Source organism: Vibrio splendidus 12E03, assembly GCF_000272105.2.
In the GTDB taxonomy this organism is placed as follows: domain Bacteria; phylum Pseudomonadota; class Gammaproteobacteria; order Enterobacterales; family Vibrionaceae; genus Vibrio; species Vibrio splendidus_I.
Window position 1 is genome coordinate 1 of sequence record NZ_AJZD02000062.1, and the last position, 18,941, is coordinate 18,941.

The following is an 18,941-nucleotide window of genomic DNA, read 5'->3' on the forward strand; positions in this document are numbered from 1 at the left end:
CGGTTGATTCAACCGCCGAAACGACTTCGAGCGTCCAAACCATTTTAACCGTGGAAACGATGGCCTTGGCGCAATCTTCCTCTTATGCGGTACAGCGTGAATATGTTGGTGTGGTAAAAGCAGGGCAACAGGCGAATCTTGGTTTTGAATTGGCGGGTAAAGTAAACGAGATTCTAGTGGATGTCGGTGACACAGTAACCGAAGGTCAGCCGTTGATCCGATTGGATACTCAGTTATTGGAAACAGAGTCTAGCCAACTGAAAGCACAGGCTGAAGAAGTCAAAGCACAACTGAGCCTTGTGGCGGCAAACTTGAAGCGTCAACGTTCACTGAAAGCAAAGGGCTTCAGTGCCGAGGCTGAGATTGATTCGTTAACCAGTGAACAGCGCGTGTTGCAGGCGAACTTACTGCGTATTGATGCCTCGGTAAAAGGCAATCAATTGAAGTTGGTTAAGTCGACGGTTCGTGCGCCTTATTCGGGAACGATCGCAACGCGTTTTGTATCGCTAGGTGATGTGGTGAATGTCGGCAATCCGACTCTGACGCTGCTTGCTTCAGAAGGCAAAGAAGCCTTTATCGGCATTCCTGCTCATCAAATGCAAAAAGTGACCTCACTTTCTACACCAAGTATTCGTGTCGGGCGAGACGATTTCGCTGTGAGCCTGCTTAACCCGGGGGCGATGGTGGATACTCAATCTCGCAGTGTTGGCCTACGTTACCTGTTTCCGGAGCAAGCTTCTGTTTTAGAAGGGCAACTTGCGTATCTTAAGTTTGATGAGCAAATTGATGACCAAGGTTACTGGGTTCCACTCACGGGTTTGATCGATGGTTTACGTGGTGTGTGGAATATCTTCGTTATTGGTGAAGACAATAAGGTTGAACGTCGAAGCGTACAGGTGTTGTTTGCCAACAACCAACAAGCCTACGTGAGCGGTGCAATCAGCGAGGGCGAGCAGGTGATATCCAGTGGTTTACATCGTTTGGTTCCCGGCCAAACCGTGAAGCCAGCCAGCGTTACTGTTGAATAGGAAATAGTATGAAAATCATAGAGACTATTTCTAACACTCGATTGCTTATCTTAATGACCGCACTGCTCATGGTGAGTGGCATTTCGGCGTTTATGACTCTGCCTCGTGCAGAAGACCCGGTCATCATCAACCGCTACGCGAACATCACAACCAGCTTCCCCGGCGCCAGTGCCGAGCGTGTTGAAACCTTGGTTACTGAGGTTATTGAGAATAAGCTGCGTGAACTGAGTGAAGTTAAACTCGTCAGCTCGACGTCAAGACCGGGTGTGTCGATTGTTACTTTGGAACTCAATGATGTGATTACCGAGCCTGAGCCGGTTTGGTCTCAAGCTCGTGACAAGCTGTCTGACATCGAATCCATTTTGCCTGCGGGCTCTCATTCTCCCGATTTCGATAGCGACCATACCTATGCTTTCACAACTATCGCATCTCTAACTTGGGCTGGTGCAGGTGAGCCTGACCGATTAACGCTGGGTCGTTATGCCAAAGAACTCGCTAAGCGATTGCGAACCTTGTCGGGCACCGAATTCGTTGATGAATACGGGATGCCACAAGAAGAGATTCAAATCAGTTTACGCACTGCCGATGCTGCCGCGCTTGGTCGTTCAAGTGCCAATATCGCAGAATCTTTGGAAGGGGCGGATGCGAAAAACTCTGCCGGAGAATTAGTCAGTGTTTATTCTCGCTTTGGCTTAGAGATTAAGTCTGAGCTTGATTCCATTGAACGTATTAAACAAGTGCCGATAGCCACCGACAGCAATGGTCACATCATCCGTATGGAAGACATTGCTTCTGTGAAACGTGGTGAGAAAACCCCACAAGACCAGATTGCCATTATTGATGGTGAGCCGGGTGTGATTGTCGCAGCGAGAATGCACCCTGATCTCCGAGTCGATAACTGGACGTCGCGAGCCAACGCGCTCATCAGTCGATTTGAGCAAGAGTTGCCGAGCAATATTCAGGTCAACGTGCTTTTCAATCAACAAGGGTATACCGAAACTCGCTTAGACGATTTAGGCAAAAGCTTGATGATCGGTTTCGGCTTGATCTTAATTGTGCTGTTTGTCACCTTGGGCGTTCGCGCCGCGATCTTAGTGGCAATTTCTCTGCCGTTAACCTCATTATTGACCCTGTCGATCATGAAAATGACCGGTGTGCCGATTAACCAAATGTCGGTGACGGGCCTAATTGTGGCGCTCGGAATCATGGTAGATAACGCGGTGGTGATGGTCGATACCATTCAAGCTTACCGCCTGAAAGGACAACATCGAGCCGAAGCAACCATGAATGCGTTGAAACATTTATGGGTGCCGCTACTGGGGTCAACATTAACCACGGTATTGGCGTTTGCCCCGATCATTCTGATGCCGGGCGCATCGGGTGAGTTTGTGGGAGGAATTGCGATTACCGTTTCTTTCTCGTTGATCGGTTCTTACATTATTTCGCACACCTTGATTGCGGGCTTGGCGACCAAGTTATTGCCGAAACAACTCAGTGATGTCGACAAGAAAGGGCAGCACCATTGGTATATGACGGGTTTGAGAATTCCTGCTTTGACGCGCTGGTTCTCGTCTTCTGTCCGTTTTGGTGTCACGCATCCAATTATCACGATTGCTTTGGTGTTGTTGGTTCCGTTTACTGGTTACTGGAGTATGTCTCAGCTGACTGAGCAATTCTTCCCGCCATCAGACCGAGACATGTTTGAGATTCAGGTTTATATGCCACCTCAAGCGAGCATTTATGCGACCAAGAATACCTCTGAGAAAATCGACGACATTATTCATCGTTACCCCGAAGTCGAGCGTATTGACTGGCTAGTAGGAGCGAACTTCCCATCGTTCTATTACAACCTGCAAGCAAGGCAAAATAACGCGCCGTACTTCTCGCAAGCAATGGTGAAAACAGAAAATTTTGATCAAGCCAATGCGCTAATTCCTGAACTTCAAAAGGTGCTAGATAAAGAAGTACCACAGGCGCAGATCTTGGTGAGAAAGCTTAACCAAGGGCCTCCATTTACCGCGCCAGTAGAACTGCGTGTGTATGGTGAAAACCTCGATACCTTAAAAGCGATTGGTGAGGATGTGCGCTTGATTCTGGCAGGAGTTCCTCATGTGACTCACACAAGGGAAACACTGCAACCGGGTACACCTAAGGTGTGGTTGAAGGTCGATGAAGACACCGCGAAACTTAACGGTATTTCATTGAACCAGTTTGCTGGCATGCTGCAAACCACGCTGACAGGTCGCGAAAGTGGCTCGGTAATTGAGGGCAGTGAATCGGTGCCAATTCGTGTTCGTGTTGCGGATGACGCACGTGAAAACTTAGCGCACTTAAGTAATATTCGCTTGCCAATCAGTTCTGAGGTGTATTCAACTGGCATCAATGTGTCGACTCTGGCTGAGCTTGAATTGACGACCAGTCGTGGTGCGATTACTCGTCGTAACGGGCAGCGTGTGAATACCATCGAGGGTTACATTGAAGCGGGTGTCTTACCTCAAACCGTACTTAATGAATTCCAAAAACGCCTAGCAGACTATGAGATGCCATCGGGCTACACGATTGGCTTTGGTGGCGAATCCGCTGAACGAGACAATTCAGTCAATAGCCTGATCTCGAATGTCGCCGTTGTGGTGGTATTGATGGTGTTGGTGGTGGTGATGTCGTTCAACTCGTTCCGAATGAGTAGCATCATCTTCATGGTCGCAGGATTGGCAGGTGGGCTAGGGCTGTTGTCGGTATGGATCTTCGGTTATCCGTTTGGCTTTACCGTGATCATCGCCATGCTCGGGATTGCGGGCTTAGCGATTAACGCCGCCATCGTGATTCTGACGGAATTGAAACTCGATAAGCAAGCTTCATCAGGCAATGTGGATGCGGTAGTTGAGGCAGTGATGTCGTGTACTCGTCATATCAGCTCGACCACGATTACAACCGTTGGCGGCTTTATGCCGTTGATTATTGCTGGTGGCGGTTTCTGGCCTCCTTTTGCGGTCGCGATTGTCGGCGGTACAGTATTAACCACTCTTATCTCGTTCTACTTTGTGCCTGTGGTTTATCATTTGATGACTAAAAATCAGCGCAAAACCGTCGTCGAACCAACAGCATAATCTCTTCTTTGGTAACCCTTACTCCTCTCTATTGAGGGGAGTAACACCCACTTAAAACCCATCAAAATACTCATGAAATCGGCTTTTTATCCCCATTTCTGTCCGTTTTCTGCTGCGTATAACTGACATGATTATCATAAAAAGCAGGGTGTTATTTGAATACCTGATGGGTTGCTGTCTGAAGTGATGTCTTTTCTAAATACCTTTAAAATCTTATGTGAATTCATAAATTTGACAGTAATCACACTTTGCTTAATTCGCTCTTTCTAATGTAATCAATCATTATTGTTTTTACTGCGTGTTTACTTTTCTCTCTCCCGTTTCGCTTTAATCCTTTTCCGCACATGGCTCGACTCGTGTGGCACGTTCATGTTGTGCGTCTGAATTGCATCAATTTCCTACATCTTACTTTCATAACTGGAAGGTTAGTTTCCAAGTTTGTTTGGTGAGCTTTCAATTTCAACTCCTCATAATGTGCCAAATGTAACAATGTATTTCAAAGTGTAACAATTAAGTCATATTTTTTGTGTGGTTTTAACCGTGCGGCAATGTTTCGGCTACGCAGCACTGTCGTTTTAACTTGGCAGTTCAACTGTTCAACTGTCGACTGTTCAAGATAGTGGCTAATTCCGTTTCGCTTTGAGATGCGTCGTTTCACATGCTCAACACATAAATATTCTAATGACCATGACAACCAGTACTCGGGCGTTCGTTCTGAGGCTGGATAACCATCGAGAAAGTTAATGGAAGCTTCAAGATATAAACACATTTTATCGAGAGCAAATCTGTCGAGGATTGGTTTGGTGGGAACCGTCCTGATGCTCGAAGGATGTAACTCCGCATTGCTCGACCCAAAAGGTAGCGTTGGCGTTCAGGAAAAGGAGCTGATTATTACGGCTCTGTTACTGATGCTGATTGTCGTCATCCCCGTGATTCTGATGACCATCTACTTTGCCTATAGATACCGCGAAAGTAATACCACAGAAGAGTATGCACCTGACTGGGCGCACTCAACCAAGATCGAAGTGGTGGTATGGACGATTCCAATAATCATTATTGCGATTCTGGCCACCATCACTTGGCGAACAACACACGAACTAGAGCCTTCCAAGCCTCTGGAGAGTGACGTTAAGCCTATGGTGATCGAAGTAGTCTCTCTGGACTGGAAGTGGCTGTTCATCTATCCGGAGCAAAACATTGCGACGGTTAACTATGTTGCGTTCCCGAAAGATGTACCGGTGACGTTTAAGCTGACTTCAGACAACATCATGAACGCGTTCTTTATCCCACGTCTTGGTTCGCAGATCTACGCGATGCCGGGAATGGTGACCAAGCTGAACTTGATTGCTAACCATGAAGGTGACTTCAAAGGTTTTGCGTCTAACTACAGTGGTAAAGGGTTCTCTCAAATGAAATTCACCGCATCAGCCATGCCTGATCAAGTGGCGTTTCTAAACTGGGTGGAAAAAGTGAAAGCAAGCCCGGACCGTATTGAAGATTGGGAGCAATTCCGTTCTTTGGCTGCGCCGAGTGTGGCTGAACCTGTGACCCTGTTCTCCAGTATCCCACCATTTTTATTCACTGATGTTGTGACCCAGCACCCTGGTTCAATGAACTGTTTGCCGGAAACCCAAGGATAATCGTCATGTTTGGAAGATTAACTCTAGACTCAATTCCCTACCACGAACCCATTATTTTGTTCACGTTAACCATGATCGCTTTAGTGGGTGGTTTAGTGGTGTATGCGGTAACCAAAGCCGGTAAGTGGCAATACCTTTGGAATGAATGGTTTACTTCTGTAGACCACAAAAAATTGGGCTTCATGTACATTGCGGTCGCGATGGTGATGTTAGTTCGTGGCTTTGCCGATGCCGTCATGATGCGTAGTCAGCAATTGCTATCCGCAGCGGGTGAGACAGGCTATTTACCGCCACATCACTATGACCAGATCTTCACGGCTCACGGCGTGATCATGATTTTCTTCGTCGCGATGCCTTTGGTTATCGGTTTGATGAACATCATTGTGCCGCTGCAAATTGGTGCTCGTGATGTTGCGTTCCCTTATCTGAATAACTTGAGCTTCTGGCTGTTTGTAGTGGGTATCATCCTAACCAACATGTCACTGGGCTTAGGTGAATTTGGCCGTACGGGTTGGTTGGCGTATCCGCCGTTGTCTGGCATTGAGGCAAGTCCGGGAGTCGGGGTCGATTATTGGATATGGGCGCTGCAAATATCCGGTGTGGGTACCACGTTAACGGGTGTGAACTTCTTCGCGACTATTTTGCGCATGCGTACTCCGTCTATGCCAATGATGAAGATGCCTGTATTCACGTGGGCATCTTTGTGTGCCAACATCCTGATCATCATCTCTTTCCCAATCCTAACGGTAACCATCGCGTTACTGACTTTGGATAGATACATCGGCACGCACTTTTTCACCAACGACCTTGGTGGCAACGTGATGATGTATGTGAACCTGATTTGGGCATGGGGACACCCTGAGGTGTACATCCTAATTTTGCCTATCTTCGGCGTGTTCTCTGAAGTGACTGCAACCTTCTCTCGCAAAAAACTGTTTGGTTATACCTCACTGGTATGGGCAACGGTGGCGATCACTATTTTAGCGTTTGTGGTTTGGCTGCATCACTTCTTCACTATGGGTTCTGGCGCTAACGTGAATGCCTTCTTCGGCATCGCGACCATGATTATCTCTATCCCAACCGGGGTTAAGATCTTCAACTGGCTATTCACCATGTACAAAGGTCGTATCCGCTTCACCACGCCAATGATGTGGACAGTGGGCTTCCTAATCACCTTTACCGTGGGTGGTATGACGGGCGTATTGATGGCAGTACCGGGCGCAGATTTCATTCTGCATAACTCAGTATTCCTGATTGCTCACTTCCACAACGTAATCATCGGTGGTGTTGTCTTCGGTTGTTTTGCTGCGATTGGTTACTGGTTCCCGAAAGCGACTGGTTTCACTCTGAACGAGCTGTGGGGCAAACGCGCATTCTACTGCTGGATCATCGGTTTCTTGATGGCGTTCTTGCCACTTTACGCTCTGGGCTTTATGGGCATGACGCGTCGTTTGAGCCAAGACATTAACCCTGAGTTCTTCCCTCTACTGGCGGTTGCGGCTGCTGGTACGGGCGTGATTGCGATGGGTGTGGTGTGTCAGTTCGTTCAGATTTACGTGAGTGTTCGTGACCGCGACCAAAACCGAGATCTAACCGGTGACCCATGGGGTGGACGTACCTTTGAATGGGCAACGTCTTCACCACCGCCGTTCTACAACTTTGCAAAACTGCCCAAGGGCGATGAGATCGATTCGTTCTGGTATCAAAAGCAAAGTGGTGAGTTTGACCCGACTCAGGAAGAAGAATACGAACGTATTCACATGCCGAAGAATACACCGACAGGTATCTATGTGTCTGCATGGGCATTGGCATTTGGCTTCGCGATGATCTGGTACATCTGGTGGCTAGCGGCTGCAAGCTTAGTGGGCATCGTGGTGACGTGTATTCAACACAGCTACAACGACGATGTGGACTACTACGTGGAAGTTGAAGAGATCAAAGCGATTGAAGCGGCTCGACGTGCACAGCTTGAAGAAGCAAAGAAACAGTCAGTGAAAGGCGACAACTCTGGTCGTGGTAACAGCGCTGACAGTGATGCTGATAGTGGTAATAACGACAATAAAGATGATTTGGAGACGACGTATGCAAGCTAATACTCCGTCACACACTTATGATCTTGCACACTCGCATGATCATCACCACGAAGCTGCGGGCAATAAGTTGTTTGGCTTCTGGGTTTACCTGATGAGTGACTGTGTCCTGTTTGCCACGCTTTTCGCGACTTATGCCGTGCTTGAGAGTGGATCAATAGCAGGGCCGACAGGTAAAGACATCTTTGAACTGCCGTTCGTGTTTGTCGAAACCATGATGCTGCTGTTCAGTAGTATCACCTTCGGTTTTGGCATGATTGCGATGAAGCGCAAAGATGTGACCGGATTGAAGCGATGGATAAAAGTCACTTTTGTATTGGGTTTAGCCTTTATCTGTATGGAAGTGTATGAATTTCATCACTTGATTGCAGAAGGCTATGGTCCTCAAGAGAGTGCATTTCTTTCTGCGTTCTTTACCTTGGTTGGCACACACGGTTTGCACGTAACGTTCGGTCTGATTTGGATGGCGGTGGCGTATCACCAGCTTTCAAGCAAAGGCTTGAACGACAACATGTCGGTGCGTTTCCAGTGCTTAAGCCTGTTCTGGCATTTCCTTGATATCGTTTGGATTTGCGTATTTACCATCGTGTACTTAATGGGGGTGATGTAATGGAACAGCATCTAGACAGCGGTGCAACGGATTATGTGAAAGGCTTTATTGCGTCACTAATTCTGACCATTATTCCGTTCTACATTGTGTGGGCACATGCGCTACCAAGCACGGAAACTTACGTGATCTTGTTCGGTTGTGCGCTGGTGCAAATCTTTGTCCACTTTAAGTACTTCTTGCATATGGAAGCGAAATCTTCCGATGGGCGTTGGAACTTAGTGTCACTGATGTTTACTGCCATTGTTGTATTGATTCTTATCGCAGGCTCGGTATGGATCATCTACAACATGAACGTCAACATGAAGTTGTAGGCCAAGGTATGCTGAAAAAATATTTGTCTATTACCAAACCGGGCATCATTTTCGGCAACCTGATTTCTGTTGCGGCGGGGTTCTTTCTCGCCGCAAAAACAGAACCAGCCAGTGCGATGTTGTTACTGACGACATTAGCGGGTGTAGGGCTTGTGATTGCATCAGGTTGTGTGGTGAATAACATCTTTGACCGCGATATCGACCAGAAAATGAAACGTACCCAGAACCGTGAGTTGGTTCAGGGTAATATCAATACAGATGTCGCATTTATCTATGCGTTAGTCATGTTGTTGGCAGGCACGGCGTTGCTGTTTCAATTCGTTAATCCGATGTCTGCGGTGGTGGTGTTGCTTGGTTATGTGTTCTACGTCTTTTTCTACACCATGTGGTACAAGCGTAATTCCGTTTACGGCACCTTAGTGGGCAGTATTTCTGGCGCGGTTCCGCCATTAGTTGGTTACCTTGGTGTGACGAATTACTTGAGCTTAGAAGCGGTTTTGCTGTTCATCATGTTCTGCTTATGGCAAATGCCACACTCGTATGCGATTGCGATGTTCCGCATTCAAGATTACCGCGATGCAGGCATTCCAGTACTACCGGTAAAAGAGGGGGTCGATAAGGCCCACAAACATATGAAAGCGTACGTGGTTGCTTTTGGCGCGGTTGCTCTTGGGCTGTTCTTGCTCGGAGAAGCGGGCTACGAATACTTAGCGGTGTCGGCGGCCGTTTGCTTTATGTGGACCAAAGTGACATTCCGCAAAGTCGATTGCCTCAACTACATTCAGTGGTCAAAGACCGTCTTCAAGGTCTCTCTGCTGGTGGTAATGAGCATCAGTGGCGTACTCGGGCTAGAACTGATTCCGTTGCCTTTTTCATAAGGTAAATCGCGAGTATGACAAAAGCCGAGCTATATTGAATAGCTCGGTTTTTCTTTATCAGCTTATTGCTTGTTGATCAGCGCTAATCGCTTGGTGTGTACTTAATATCTGCGCTTTCTAACATGTTCTTTGGAAAGGCGAGTAGCTCTCGACCATGGTTAAGGAGCAGTTGAACTTGCGATTTCCATTGGCAACATTGAGTAGAACTTTGTTATAGACACCATTAACGCTATTTATATCGACATAACCAAAGCTCTCATTGGTTGAGTCGTATGAGTAGTCTCGATTGTCGCCAAGAACAAATAGCTTTCCTTCTGGTACATGCCAAGAAATATTGTCTTCAAGTATGTTTGAATCTTCTTTTAGATACCTGACATTATATTTGCTATTACCTATTTTTTCTTTTATATAGACAAATCCATCTTCTTTTTTGGTCACTCCATGTGACATCTTATTATCATTGATATAAAGGTAGCCATTCTTTAACGTGACTGTATCGCCTGGAATACCAATTACCCGCTTTCTAAAGGTTATATTTTCACTTCGGTGCTTAGGTGGGTGTCGGAATCTAATGACATCACCATGTTCTGGAGTATATCGCCCGGGTCGAACTCCATTTACTGTTGTCCAGTACTTACCTTCAAAAGTAGGAGCCATACTTAGCCCCGTATTGGTATTAATCGAGCTTGAGAAGAAATAAAATAGCGCAAATATCCAAAATGCAAGCGAAGTGGATACCGAGAGAAGGAACTTAAAGCTCTTCATAGCGGTTTCTCCGACTACAGTATTTTTCAGCAAGCATGGTTATACTGTAGTTTGCGGCAATGAATGAGCAGTAAAAAAGCCCCAAAACTACAATGATCTCAATGATGTCATTGAATCCTCCAGAGAATAGATTTTTACAGAGTGAGTAGTAGAGGAATAAGCTTAAACCTAAGAATGTTGCAGCTATGGCCAGCAGAATCCATTCTACCTTTGATAAATTACGGTTCATTACTTTTACACCATGAAAAATAAGATAACAGGCAATGCGAGTAGTCGACTGAATACCTTTAAAGGTCTATACCAATAAAAAGGAAGACGATGTACTAAACTGTTTGATTTATAATTAAGGTGATAAAGTTCATCAATAAATGATTTTTTTATTTTGTATATCACAGCTAAGCCTAATTTTATTGTTGTGAGAATAGTATTGTGACAATAAAATCTGACATTTTCTGTCTAAAATAGGAAATAACTAAAAATAATACCGTTAATTTTATTTTAGTTGAATGCTACTTTATTAATTACTTTTGTTTATTGTTTAACTTATTACAATGTTGAATGGTTATTGATATTGGAGGATCCAATGTTGAACTTCATATATGATGATTTTTAAATTTAATGTGCATATACGCTCATAGCGTGTTTAATGTCTTGTATTACATCAGTACGTAGTTGTAGTGGTTTTAAAATTTCAACGCAATCGGCGTTGTTAATGAGCCAGCTTTTGAAAACCACGCTATCACGAGCTTGAGCTCTTACAATGTAATGGCTGTCAGCGACCTCTTCTATTTTTTGACATTCACTTAGTTTGTATTCATCTACAAACTTGTTGTAGCCATCAGTGTCTCTTTTCATCTTTAAGACTACTTCACAGGTTTCGCCACCATTAACCATTTTACCATTGCTTGATGAGAGGAAATCATGGAGGCAAAAGTCTTTTTGATTACCCATTGAAAAACTCTGAGTAGAGTGAATCTCAAGATTGTTAATATTATGGACCTTGTAAGCACGATAGTCGCCGAGCATCAAACTACTTTCAGTGCTTTTTCTATAGCGCTCTAGACCGACAAGGTAGAAAGCCTTTTGGTAAACAAATGAAGCATATGGATCGACTTCGCAACGACTTCCTTCGTAATCAAATGAAACCACAAGACGGTTTTCTAGTGCGTTCTCGAGTTTACTCAGCACTGTGTAATCTGCTTTAGGGGCTATGAGGTCATAATTGCCAATGTGTATCTTGAAGGGCGCAGCATTTGACACATTCTTGGACCTAGAAAGCAGTGTTAATGCTTTGCTGAGTTTAGACCCTGCCGCGGGTAGAACTCGTTCAAGTAATTGGCTACCGATGGTGTTGAGTATTGCTATTGATTCATGTAATCCCGGGTTAACATCGAATTCAGCGCCTTCTCTTATTTTGTAGCGGGCTTTTGATGCGATACCTTCTCGTATCAAGAGATCATTATGTCCGTTTGGACCGTCGCCTTGAATACCGTGATATTTGTAGATCGACTCCAAGATTCGCTCCGCCCACTTTTGTTGCGCTTCTTTGGAGGTGCCTCCACGATAATAAAAAGGCTCTTTGCGCACATCATCCAGGTACTCTTTTGGTGTTATCCCTTGTTCTTTGATTGAAAGTAAATTGAGGCAATGTAAGTAACAGTAAAAGTCGCCGAATGCTTTTGCAGACATGTTATCCCTTCACCTTTAATTGAAATTTGTCGTATTTAAGCATAAAAATATTTCAAATAATGGTAGAGAATCACATTTTTGTTTGGGATTGGATTAAACAGGTGGTTTTAACATCACTTTTATAACGTATTTTGTAACTGATTGTAACGAGAGTGTTTTCTGAGCGGAAATTACAATCTTATAGTTAAAATTAATGCATTGCTCCCATAAATAAGTGCCTAGTTTGATTGCTACTTTTATCTGGTTGTGGTTGGTTTTTTGAGTTGTTGAGGTTGGGCGTGAAAACCACTTGATTGAGAGTACATTTTTAGGGCAAAGAGCCGATTAACTGTGTATTTTTGAGGGAGAGGTATGCTGTTTCTCAGTTTGTTTAATTTTGAGAGCCATGCACCGCTGTAATAAAAATACCCCGACGAGCGGGGTATTTTTGTTTATCTTCTATCCAACTCTTACGCGTAACTTGTTTACCAAGCACCTAAGTATGACTTGTAAGATTGTAGGCGAACGGTGGCTGCGCCAATCACGTCAATGAAGCCCCAGAATGGGTGTGGCTTCTCAGCCGAGATCCAAGCCGCGCCAGTTGAACCAATCGGGATGTTGTAACCTTCTGGTTCAATGATCTCAAGCACGATAGTACGACCTAAACCATTGCCGTTTCTTACCACGTGTTGACCGACGCTTTGTGGTCCCTGAAGTGGAGAAATACTCGACTCACCGGTACCTGCATTAAAGCTGTGTACTTTTGCTCGGAACACGTGACCTGGGTATGCATCAACGAAGAACTCAGCGAAGTCTCCTACTTGAACATAGCCATAAGTTTGGTCTGAAATACGCATCTCAAGGAATTTTTTGCTGGTGTTGTAGAGGTGCATGTTACCCATGACAGAACCTTCAGCAATATTCACTATCGAAACCTGACCGTCAAACTCAGCTCTAATGGTCTTCTTCTCTTGCGCCCAATTTACTTTTTGTAGATCGGCTTTTAACGACACAAGTTCAGCGTGCAGCACTCGAAGATCGGATTCGTACTTTTCTACGTCACGCATATTGAAGATTTCAGGTGACGTTTCAGCGCGCTCTAAGTCGCGATTCATTTGCTTGATCTCTTCTTCTTTCTGAACAATTGAAGATTCGATCTTTGCTTTGTCTGCGGCTGAGTCAATGTCGACGAGTGTGTAAATTACGTCGCCTTCTTTAACCATTTGGTTGTGCTCAACAAGCACTTGATCGATCTGCTGGCCAAAGATAGGTGACATTACCGCGTGTGGTGCTTTCACTGTGGTTGAGTTGGTTAAATCAACGGGTGCCCACAAGCGAGAGATTACCGCTAATACCGCAAGAATCATTACGCCACCAATGGCTGCCCATGTGTAGTTCTTGAAGTTCTTCTTAAGTGCGCCTGTCGCAAACAGTGACCATACAATTAGGATGTATGGAATCATCATCTCTTTCATTATGCGACCTCTTTTTCTGTAGCGGATGGTGTTGTTGGAGTCTTTTCTTCTGAAGCCTGCTCTTTTGAAGATTGCTCTACTGAAGACGGCTCTGTTACCGGTTGTTCAGGTGATACGTGGACTGCGGCAGTCTCTGTATTGGTCGCGTCTTGTTTAGGCTGTACACCACGGCGAATCACATCACTCAGTGATTGACCAATATGTTTCCAGTTCGCTAATGCGATAACCAAAGCGATAACCCAGAATGTTTTGCTGATGAATAGTCCGCAAAGTGACAGTGCAAACACGATCTGAACGTGAGCGCTTTTGTGCTCTTTTGCTTTATGCACACCCAGTTCATGCAACTGCCACATGCCGTAAACACCGGCTAAAACCACAGCAATGGTCACTGAGAACAAGTAACCAGAGAAGGACTCCATCTGGAAGAAGTTCATCATCATTTCATTGGGATGATTGTTGAATTGAGACATGTCGATGTCTTTCGAATGGATTGTGCCTAATGGTGCAAGAGCCCATGCACCAGCAAACATCACCGCCATAAACAGGCAGAATTTAATCAAGACCATCACAACGGCCCAGATTTTCTGGAAAACGATTTTAATAAAGTTCATATCTCAACCTAAATAAGGAGAGAGAAAGTGCAGCCTTGGTACAAGACTTTTAGAAGACATCTGAAAGAGGTGTTGAACTCACGTAACCGTATAGACCTACTGAGTCAAAAGTACTAGATGACAATTAAAAATCGCTTTGACCACGTAGACAACGCATTCTCGCGAATAGAGTGTTAAAAACACCTGGCGAAATCATTCTTAAGTAACGTCTACCATTGATAGGTTCGTTTGCTGCATTGGGTTTTAAGGCCGTCGTCCGTGATGTGTGCAACACCATCATCTACACATTTTTAGGTTTTCTGTTTAGGTTAAGAATTGATTTGTTGGCGAAATAATAGGAAGTGTAACTGGTGCTATCTACGCATTATTGCGATATTAAATTATCGTAATTACGATGAATTGAGTGGTTGTGTAAACTGGAGGTGGGTTTATTTGAACAGGCTCAAACTCGGCTTATAAAATATGTCTATTTAATTAGCCTGGATCATAGAAGTGGCTATAAAAGTATCAATAAGGCAGGGCGGAAATATTGAATACTCCGACCAGTCTAGGGAGGATTAAGCGTTACTGGCACAGCGAAGAGATTTAGATTCCAATCTGGCGAATGTGGCAGCTATTCGAAAGAGTGAGTTGTTCTGACATTTTTGCTCTTTACCATATGATGCTTCCTTCTCAGTTTTGTTTTCTCAATGAGCATCCGTTGTTTCATTCTATCGCTTTTACGATAAGATAATTAAATCTATCGCCAAATGAGCACTGAATCATGAGTAATGACATTCCGAATTTTAACTTATTGGCTGTGTTTTCAGCGGTGATGGAGCAGGGCAGTTTGAGTAAGGCTGCCGATCATTTGAATACCAATCAATCGACGATCAGCACTGCGCTCGGCCGACTGAAAAATGAAATTGGCCAAGAGTTGTTTGTGCGCAGTGGGCGAGGGGTTGTGCCTACGGCTTACTCGCAAAGCTTGTATGAGCAAATCAAAGCGCCAATACACGAGCTCAACGGCGTGTTTCAAGGTATGGCTGGGTTTGATGAAGCGAGTACGGAGCGCAGGTTTGTGGCTTCGGTTCCCGAACATTTAAAGTGGATGTTGCTCGATCGATTTTCTCAGTTACCCAATCAAGGCTTATCTCTTGAGGTGTATGACCAACCAGATAGTGATGATCAAGTCCATGAGGATCTATTAACTCAGAAGTTTGATTTGATGATCGACATTGTGTTGCCTGAGCATTCAAGCATGATGAGCGAAAAGCTCTACGACAGTGAGTTTGTGATTGTTTGCCGAAATGGGCACCCTAGGATCAAAGGTGAGATCACCGAGGCGCAATATCTCAGTGAGCAACATGCGGTTTTAGCCAGAACACGTCGCCAAGTAAGAAGTTTGACTCACTACACTTCGTTAGACTTATCCTCGCGTAAAATTGTAATTCACGGCAGCTCTATGGCCAGTAACCTAATGCTGTGTAGCCAGACTGATTACATCACTGTTGTGCCGCTTTCTATGGCGATCCAGTTTCAGGAACGTCTTGGGTTACAGTTGTTCAAACCGCCTTTCGATTATCAGCCTATCTCTCATTACCTCATTTGGTTGAAAAAACAGAACACCGATCCGGCACATAAGTGGTTCAGAGAGCAGATCATCAATACGACTAATGACATGTCTAAATCGCTAAACAGTTGGCGCTCCGCTTTCTGATTGTCGCCCTATCTTTTGTTTGCCGAATATCTCCATAACAAATCGTCTGTATTAAGCGCTTCATAACAAAAAATTATCATAATGAGAATTTTTGATAATTTCATTTATTTGCTGTTAGCTCGTATATTAACCCTAACAAAGAAGTGGGTAACCTCCACTCACGATTATATTGGCTCAGGTTGCTGGGCTAAAAAGGGCGAAATATGAAATTCCTACACACTATGATCCGAGTTACTGATTTAGACAAGTCTATCGAGTTCTACACCAAGGTATTGGGAATGAAGGAACTTGAACGCCACGAAAACAAAGACTATCGCTATACATTGGTTTTTGTTGGCTACGAGCAAGGCGGCACGACTATCGAGCTAACGTACAACTGGGATACTAACGAGTACGAGATGGGCAGCGCGTTTGGTCATCTGGCATTGGGTGTAGAAGATATTTACGCAGCATGTGACAAAATCAAATCGCTAGGTGGCAACGTCACTCGCGAGGCGGGTCCAGTGAAAGGCGGCTCAACTCATATCGCTTTTATTACTGACCCAGACGGCTACCAAATCGAACTGATTCAACTAGGTTAATCGAGGATATAACAATGACAAACGCACTATTTCAACCAATTCAACTTGGTAATATCGAGCTTAAAAACCGTATTGTTATGCCACCGATGACGCGTTCTCGTGCAACGCAACCTGGTAATTCAGCAAACGACATGATGGCGGCTTACTACGCTCAACGCGCTTCTGCGGGTTTGATTATCGCTGAAGGCACACAAATTTCACCTATGGGTCAAGGCTATGCTTGGACTCCGGGTATCTATTCTGATGAGCAGATTGCGGGTTGGAAAAAAGTGACTGATGCCGTACATGAAAAAGAGGGCGTTATCTTCGCTCAACTTTGGCATGTAGGCCGTGTAACACACCCAGACAACATTGGTGGTGAACAACCAATTTCGTCTTCTGCACTTAAAGCAGAAAACGTAAAAGTATTCATCGATAACGGCACTGATGAACCGGGCTTTGTTGACGTGGTTGAACCTCGTGAGATGACGAAACAAGACATTAAAGAAGTGGTTGAACAGTATCGCCAAGCGGCTTTGAATGCGGTTGAAGCAGGCTTTGATGGTATCGAACTTCACGCAGCGAATGGTTACTTAATCAACCAATTCATCGATTCTGAAGCAAACAACCGTACTGACGAATACGGTGGTTCAATTGAAAACCGTTTACGTTTCCTAGGCGAAGTGGTTGAAGCTATGGTTGAAGCGATCGGTGCTGACCGTGTTGGTGTACGCCTTGCTCCGTTCACATCGTTGAATGGTACGGTTGACGCTACACCAGTAGAGACTTACACAGCTGCGGCAGCACTACTTAACCTATACAAAATTGTTTACCTACACATTGCAGAAGTTGATTGGGACGATGCACCTGAAACGCCAAAAGCATTTAAAGCGGCAGTTCGTGAAGCCTACGAGGGTGTCCTTATTTATGCGGGTAAATACGATAGCGAGCGTGGCGAAAAAGCCGTTGCTGAAGGCGTAACTGACATGGTTGGTTTTGGTCGTCCATTCGTTGCGAACCCAGATTTACCAGCTCGTATTCAAAATGGTTACCCACTTGCAGCGCACGATCCAAACACATTGTTCGGTGGTGCTGAAAAAGGTTTAACGGATTACCCAGAATACGCAGGCTAAAAACAGCTGCCTGAAGCAGAGTATTGAGATAGTATCTCGATACTGTTGAATGTTTATAAAAAGCAACCTTGCAGAGTCGGGTTGCTTTTTTTGTTATTGGACTAAGTAAAATGATGAACGTGAAAGCGATGCGCGGAGAGCTTTACCTTCTATTTGCCACCCTGCTAGCTGGGGTGGGGTGGATTGCATCTAAGCTGGTGGTATTAGAAATGCCTGGGCCAGTGTTCATTGGTGTGCGATTCCTCGTCGCGAGTCTTATTCTTCTGCCATTTTGTATTCACCATATTCGTAAGCTTTCGCTTAAGCAGATTCTGTCTCTTTGCGGCGTGGGTTTGTTGTTGTCTGCCTCATTACAGGTATGGGTGTTTGCGGTTTCAGTGACGGAAAGCCTGTCGGAAGGGGCATTCATCATGAGCTTAGCTATGATCATTGCCCCCTTTGTGTCTTGGATTTTGTTCCGAGTTAAGCCTAATCGTGCGTTTTGGATGTCTTTCCCTATCGCGATTATCGGCATGCTATTGCTGACTCTGGGCAACGGCTGGCATGTTGAGCAGAGTCAGATTTACTTCTTACTAGCATCGATGTTGTTGTCCGTTCACTTTGTGATGAACAAGCGTGTGATTACCAATATCAAGCCTATCGCATCAATCTGTGTGCAACTGTTTGTGGTGGGTGTGAGTGGTTTAGCCTTTGCTTCTATGACTGCTCAGCCGGAGTTCGAAATCACCAAAACCTTAGTCTTCTGGTTTATTGTCTCTGCGGTGATCGCAACGTCTATTCGTTACTTGCTGCAAACGGTCGGTCAGCACTCCGTGAACATGGAAGTGGCGGCATTGATCATGATTCTTGAGCCAGTGTGGACGCTGCTGTTAAGTGTGAGTGTGCTTGGCGAAAGTGTAGAGATGCAGAAGCTGCTCGGTGGGGCGGTGATCATTGCTTCACTGTTTTGCTATATCAAATGGTCGAGACGAAAATAAAACACTCGGCGCAAGGCCGAGTGTGGGTTGTTTTTCAATACACGTTCAGAGTGTAATAATTTCTAAGCACTAAGCTTGGTAAGCAGTGAACGCGGTAAGATCAGATTGCCGCGACTACTTTCTGAAGTAGCTTGAGCATTTCTTGCTGTTCTTCAGCATCTAACTCGTTCATCAACTCTTTGTTTAAACGAACGGGGATAGGAACGAGTTGTTCTTCAAGTGCTTGTCTGAGCTTTATCAGGCGAGTGTTGAACAAGACTTGTCGAGTGCAGAGCAAGGGTTAAATTCTGCGAATAAGACGTGCAAAGGGTGTCACCGTACTTATCGTTCTCGTTGGTAACGATTTTAACAACGAGCTTTGAATATAGGTGGTAAAGTCGAACCCTTAC

The 18,941-nt window shown here is 44.9% G+C and carries 17 protein-coding genes and 1 pseudogene; 12 read left to right on the plus strand and 6 right to left on the minus strand.

Features of this window, described 5'->3' with window-relative positions:
• The 7 genes from A142_RS05475 to cyoE form a co-directional block, all read left to right on the plus strand.
• A partial coding sequence (locus tag A142_RS05475) for an efflux RND transporter periplasmic adaptor subunit (protein WP_019822395.1) occupies positions 1 to 1,028 on the plus strand: 1,028 nt, incomplete at its 5' end.
• A gap of 8 nt (positions 1,029 to 1,036) precedes the next feature.
• The gene (locus tag A142_RS05480; RefSeq protein WP_019822397.1) at positions 1,037 to 4,135 is read left to right on the plus strand and encodes an efflux RND transporter permease subunit; all 3,099 of its coding nucleotides are present in this window, start codon (positions 1,037 to 1,039) and stop codon (positions 4,133 to 4,135) included.
• A 743-nt stretch (positions 4,136 to 4,878) separates the two neighbouring features.
• Positions 4,879 to 5,775, plus strand: coding sequence for a ubiquinol oxidase subunit II (gene cyoA / locus A142_RS05485; protein WP_080573680.1), 897 nt, complete (start codon positions 4,879 to 4,881; stop codon positions 5,773 to 5,775).
• A gap of 5 nt (positions 5,776 to 5,780) precedes the next feature.
• Positions 5,781 to 7,868: a cytochrome o ubiquinol oxidase subunit I gene (gene cyoB, locus A142_RS05490; protein ID WP_019822399.1), complete on the plus strand. Its 2,088-nt coding sequence runs from the start codon at positions 5,781 to 5,783 to the stop codon at positions 7,866 to 7,868.
• Positions 7,858 to 8,475, plus strand: coding sequence for a cytochrome o ubiquinol oxidase subunit III (cyoC, locus tag A142_RS05495; RefSeq protein ID WP_019822401.1), 618 nt, complete (start codon positions 7,858 to 7,860; stop codon positions 8,473 to 8,475). The genes cyoB and cyoC overlap by 11 nt, the downstream gene beginning before the upstream one ends.
• Positions 8,475 to 8,786 carry a cytochrome o ubiquinol oxidase subunit IV gene (gene cyoD / locus A142_RS05500; protein ID WP_016786088.1) on the plus strand — a complete coding sequence of 104 codons (312 nt, stop codon included), beginning with the start codon at positions 8,475 to 8,477 and terminating at the stop codon, positions 8,784 to 8,786. Before cyoC ends, cyoD begins: the two co-directional genes overlap by 1 nt.
• 8 nt (positions 8,787 to 8,794) lie before the next feature.
• Positions 8,795 to 9,664: a heme o synthase gene (gene cyoE / locus A142_RS05505; protein ID WP_196374168.1), complete on the plus strand. Its 870-nt coding sequence runs from the start codon at positions 8,795 to 8,797 to the stop codon at positions 9,662 to 9,664.
• Between the two features lie 117 nt (positions 9,665 to 9,781).
• Here cyoE and lepB read toward each other — a convergent pair whose 3' ends face one another.
• The 5 genes from lepB to A142_RS05530 all read right to left on the minus strand — a co-directional run bounded on the left by lepB (position 9,782) and on the right by A142_RS05530 (position 14,183).
• The gene (lepB, locus tag A142_RS05510; RefSeq protein ID WP_019822403.1) at positions 9,782 to 10,429 is read right to left on the minus strand and encodes a signal peptidase I; all 648 of its coding nucleotides are present in this window, start codon (positions 10,427 to 10,429) and stop codon (positions 9,782 to 9,784) included.
• Positions 10,416 to 10,658 (minus strand): hypothetical protein, encoded by a 243-nt coding sequence (locus A142_RS05515; RefSeq protein ID WP_019822405.1) that lies wholly within the window; start codon positions 10,656 to 10,658, stop codon positions 10,416 to 10,418. The genes lepB and A142_RS05515 overlap by 14 nt, the downstream gene beginning before the upstream one ends.
• Before the next feature lie 386 nt (positions 10,659 to 11,044).
• On the minus strand, positions 11,045 to 12,118 hold the full coding sequence (locus A142_RS05520) for a helix-turn-helix transcriptional regulator (RefSeq protein WP_019822407.1): 1,074 nt from the start codon (positions 12,116 to 12,118) through the stop codon (positions 11,045 to 11,047).
• A gap of 464 nt (positions 12,119 to 12,582) precedes the next feature.
• On the minus strand, positions 12,583 to 13,572 hold the full coding sequence (locus A142_RS05525) for an efflux RND transporter periplasmic adaptor subunit (RefSeq protein WP_019822409.1): 990 nt from the start codon (positions 13,570 to 13,572) through the stop codon (positions 12,583 to 12,585).
• The gene (locus A142_RS05530) at positions 13,572 to 14,183 is read right to left on the minus strand and encodes a hypothetical protein (RefSeq protein WP_017065282.1); all 612 of its coding nucleotides are present in this window, start codon (positions 14,181 to 14,183) and stop codon (positions 13,572 to 13,574) included. Before A142_RS05530 ends, A142_RS05525 begins: the two co-directional genes overlap by 1 nt.
• Positions 14,184 to 14,946: 763 nt before the next feature.
• Between A142_RS05530 and A142_RS05535 the strand changes: the two genes are divergently transcribed.
• The 4 genes from A142_RS05535 to A142_RS05550 all read left to right on the plus strand — a co-directional run bounded on the left by A142_RS05535 (position 14,947) and on the right by A142_RS05550 (position 18,552).
• Positions 14,947 to 15,882, plus strand: coding sequence for a LysR family transcriptional regulator (locus A142_RS05535; RefSeq protein ID WP_019822416.1), 936 nt, complete (start codon positions 14,947 to 14,949; stop codon positions 15,880 to 15,882).
• A 203-nt stretch (positions 15,883 to 16,085) separates the two neighbouring features.
• Entirely contained in the window at positions 16,086 to 16,463 is a 378-nt protein-coding gene (gene gloA / locus A142_RS05540; RefSeq protein WP_017084654.1) for a lactoylglutathione lyase, read from the plus strand.
• Positions 16,464 to 16,477: 14 nt separating this feature from the next.
• A complete protein-coding gene (locus A142_RS05545; protein WP_019822425.1) occupies positions 16,478 to 17,575 on the plus strand; it encodes an alkene reductase in 1,098 nt (365 codons plus the stop codon).
• Between the two features lie 110 nt (positions 17,576 to 17,685).
• On the plus strand, positions 17,686 to 18,552 hold the full coding sequence (locus A142_RS05550) for a DMT family transporter (protein WP_017070442.1): 867 nt from the start codon (positions 17,686 to 17,688) through the stop codon (positions 18,550 to 18,552).
• A gap of 100 nt (positions 18,553 to 18,652) precedes the next feature.
• Here A142_RS05550 and A142_RS25060 read toward each other — a convergent pair whose 3' ends face one another.
• Positions 18,653 to 18,808 carry a hypothetical protein gene (locus A142_RS25060; protein ID WP_019822429.1) on the minus strand — a complete coding sequence of 52 codons (156 nt, stop codon included), beginning with the start codon at positions 18,806 to 18,808 and terminating at the stop codon, positions 18,653 to 18,655.
• Here A142_RS25060 and A142_RS24200 point away from each other — a divergent pair.
• A pseudogene (locus A142_RS24200) lies at positions 18,779 to 18,892 on the plus strand (cytochrome c); the annotation flags it as partial. The gene A142_RS25060 and the pseudogene A142_RS24200 overlap by 30 nt on opposite strands.
• Positions 18,893 to 18,941: the final 49 nt, after the last annotated feature.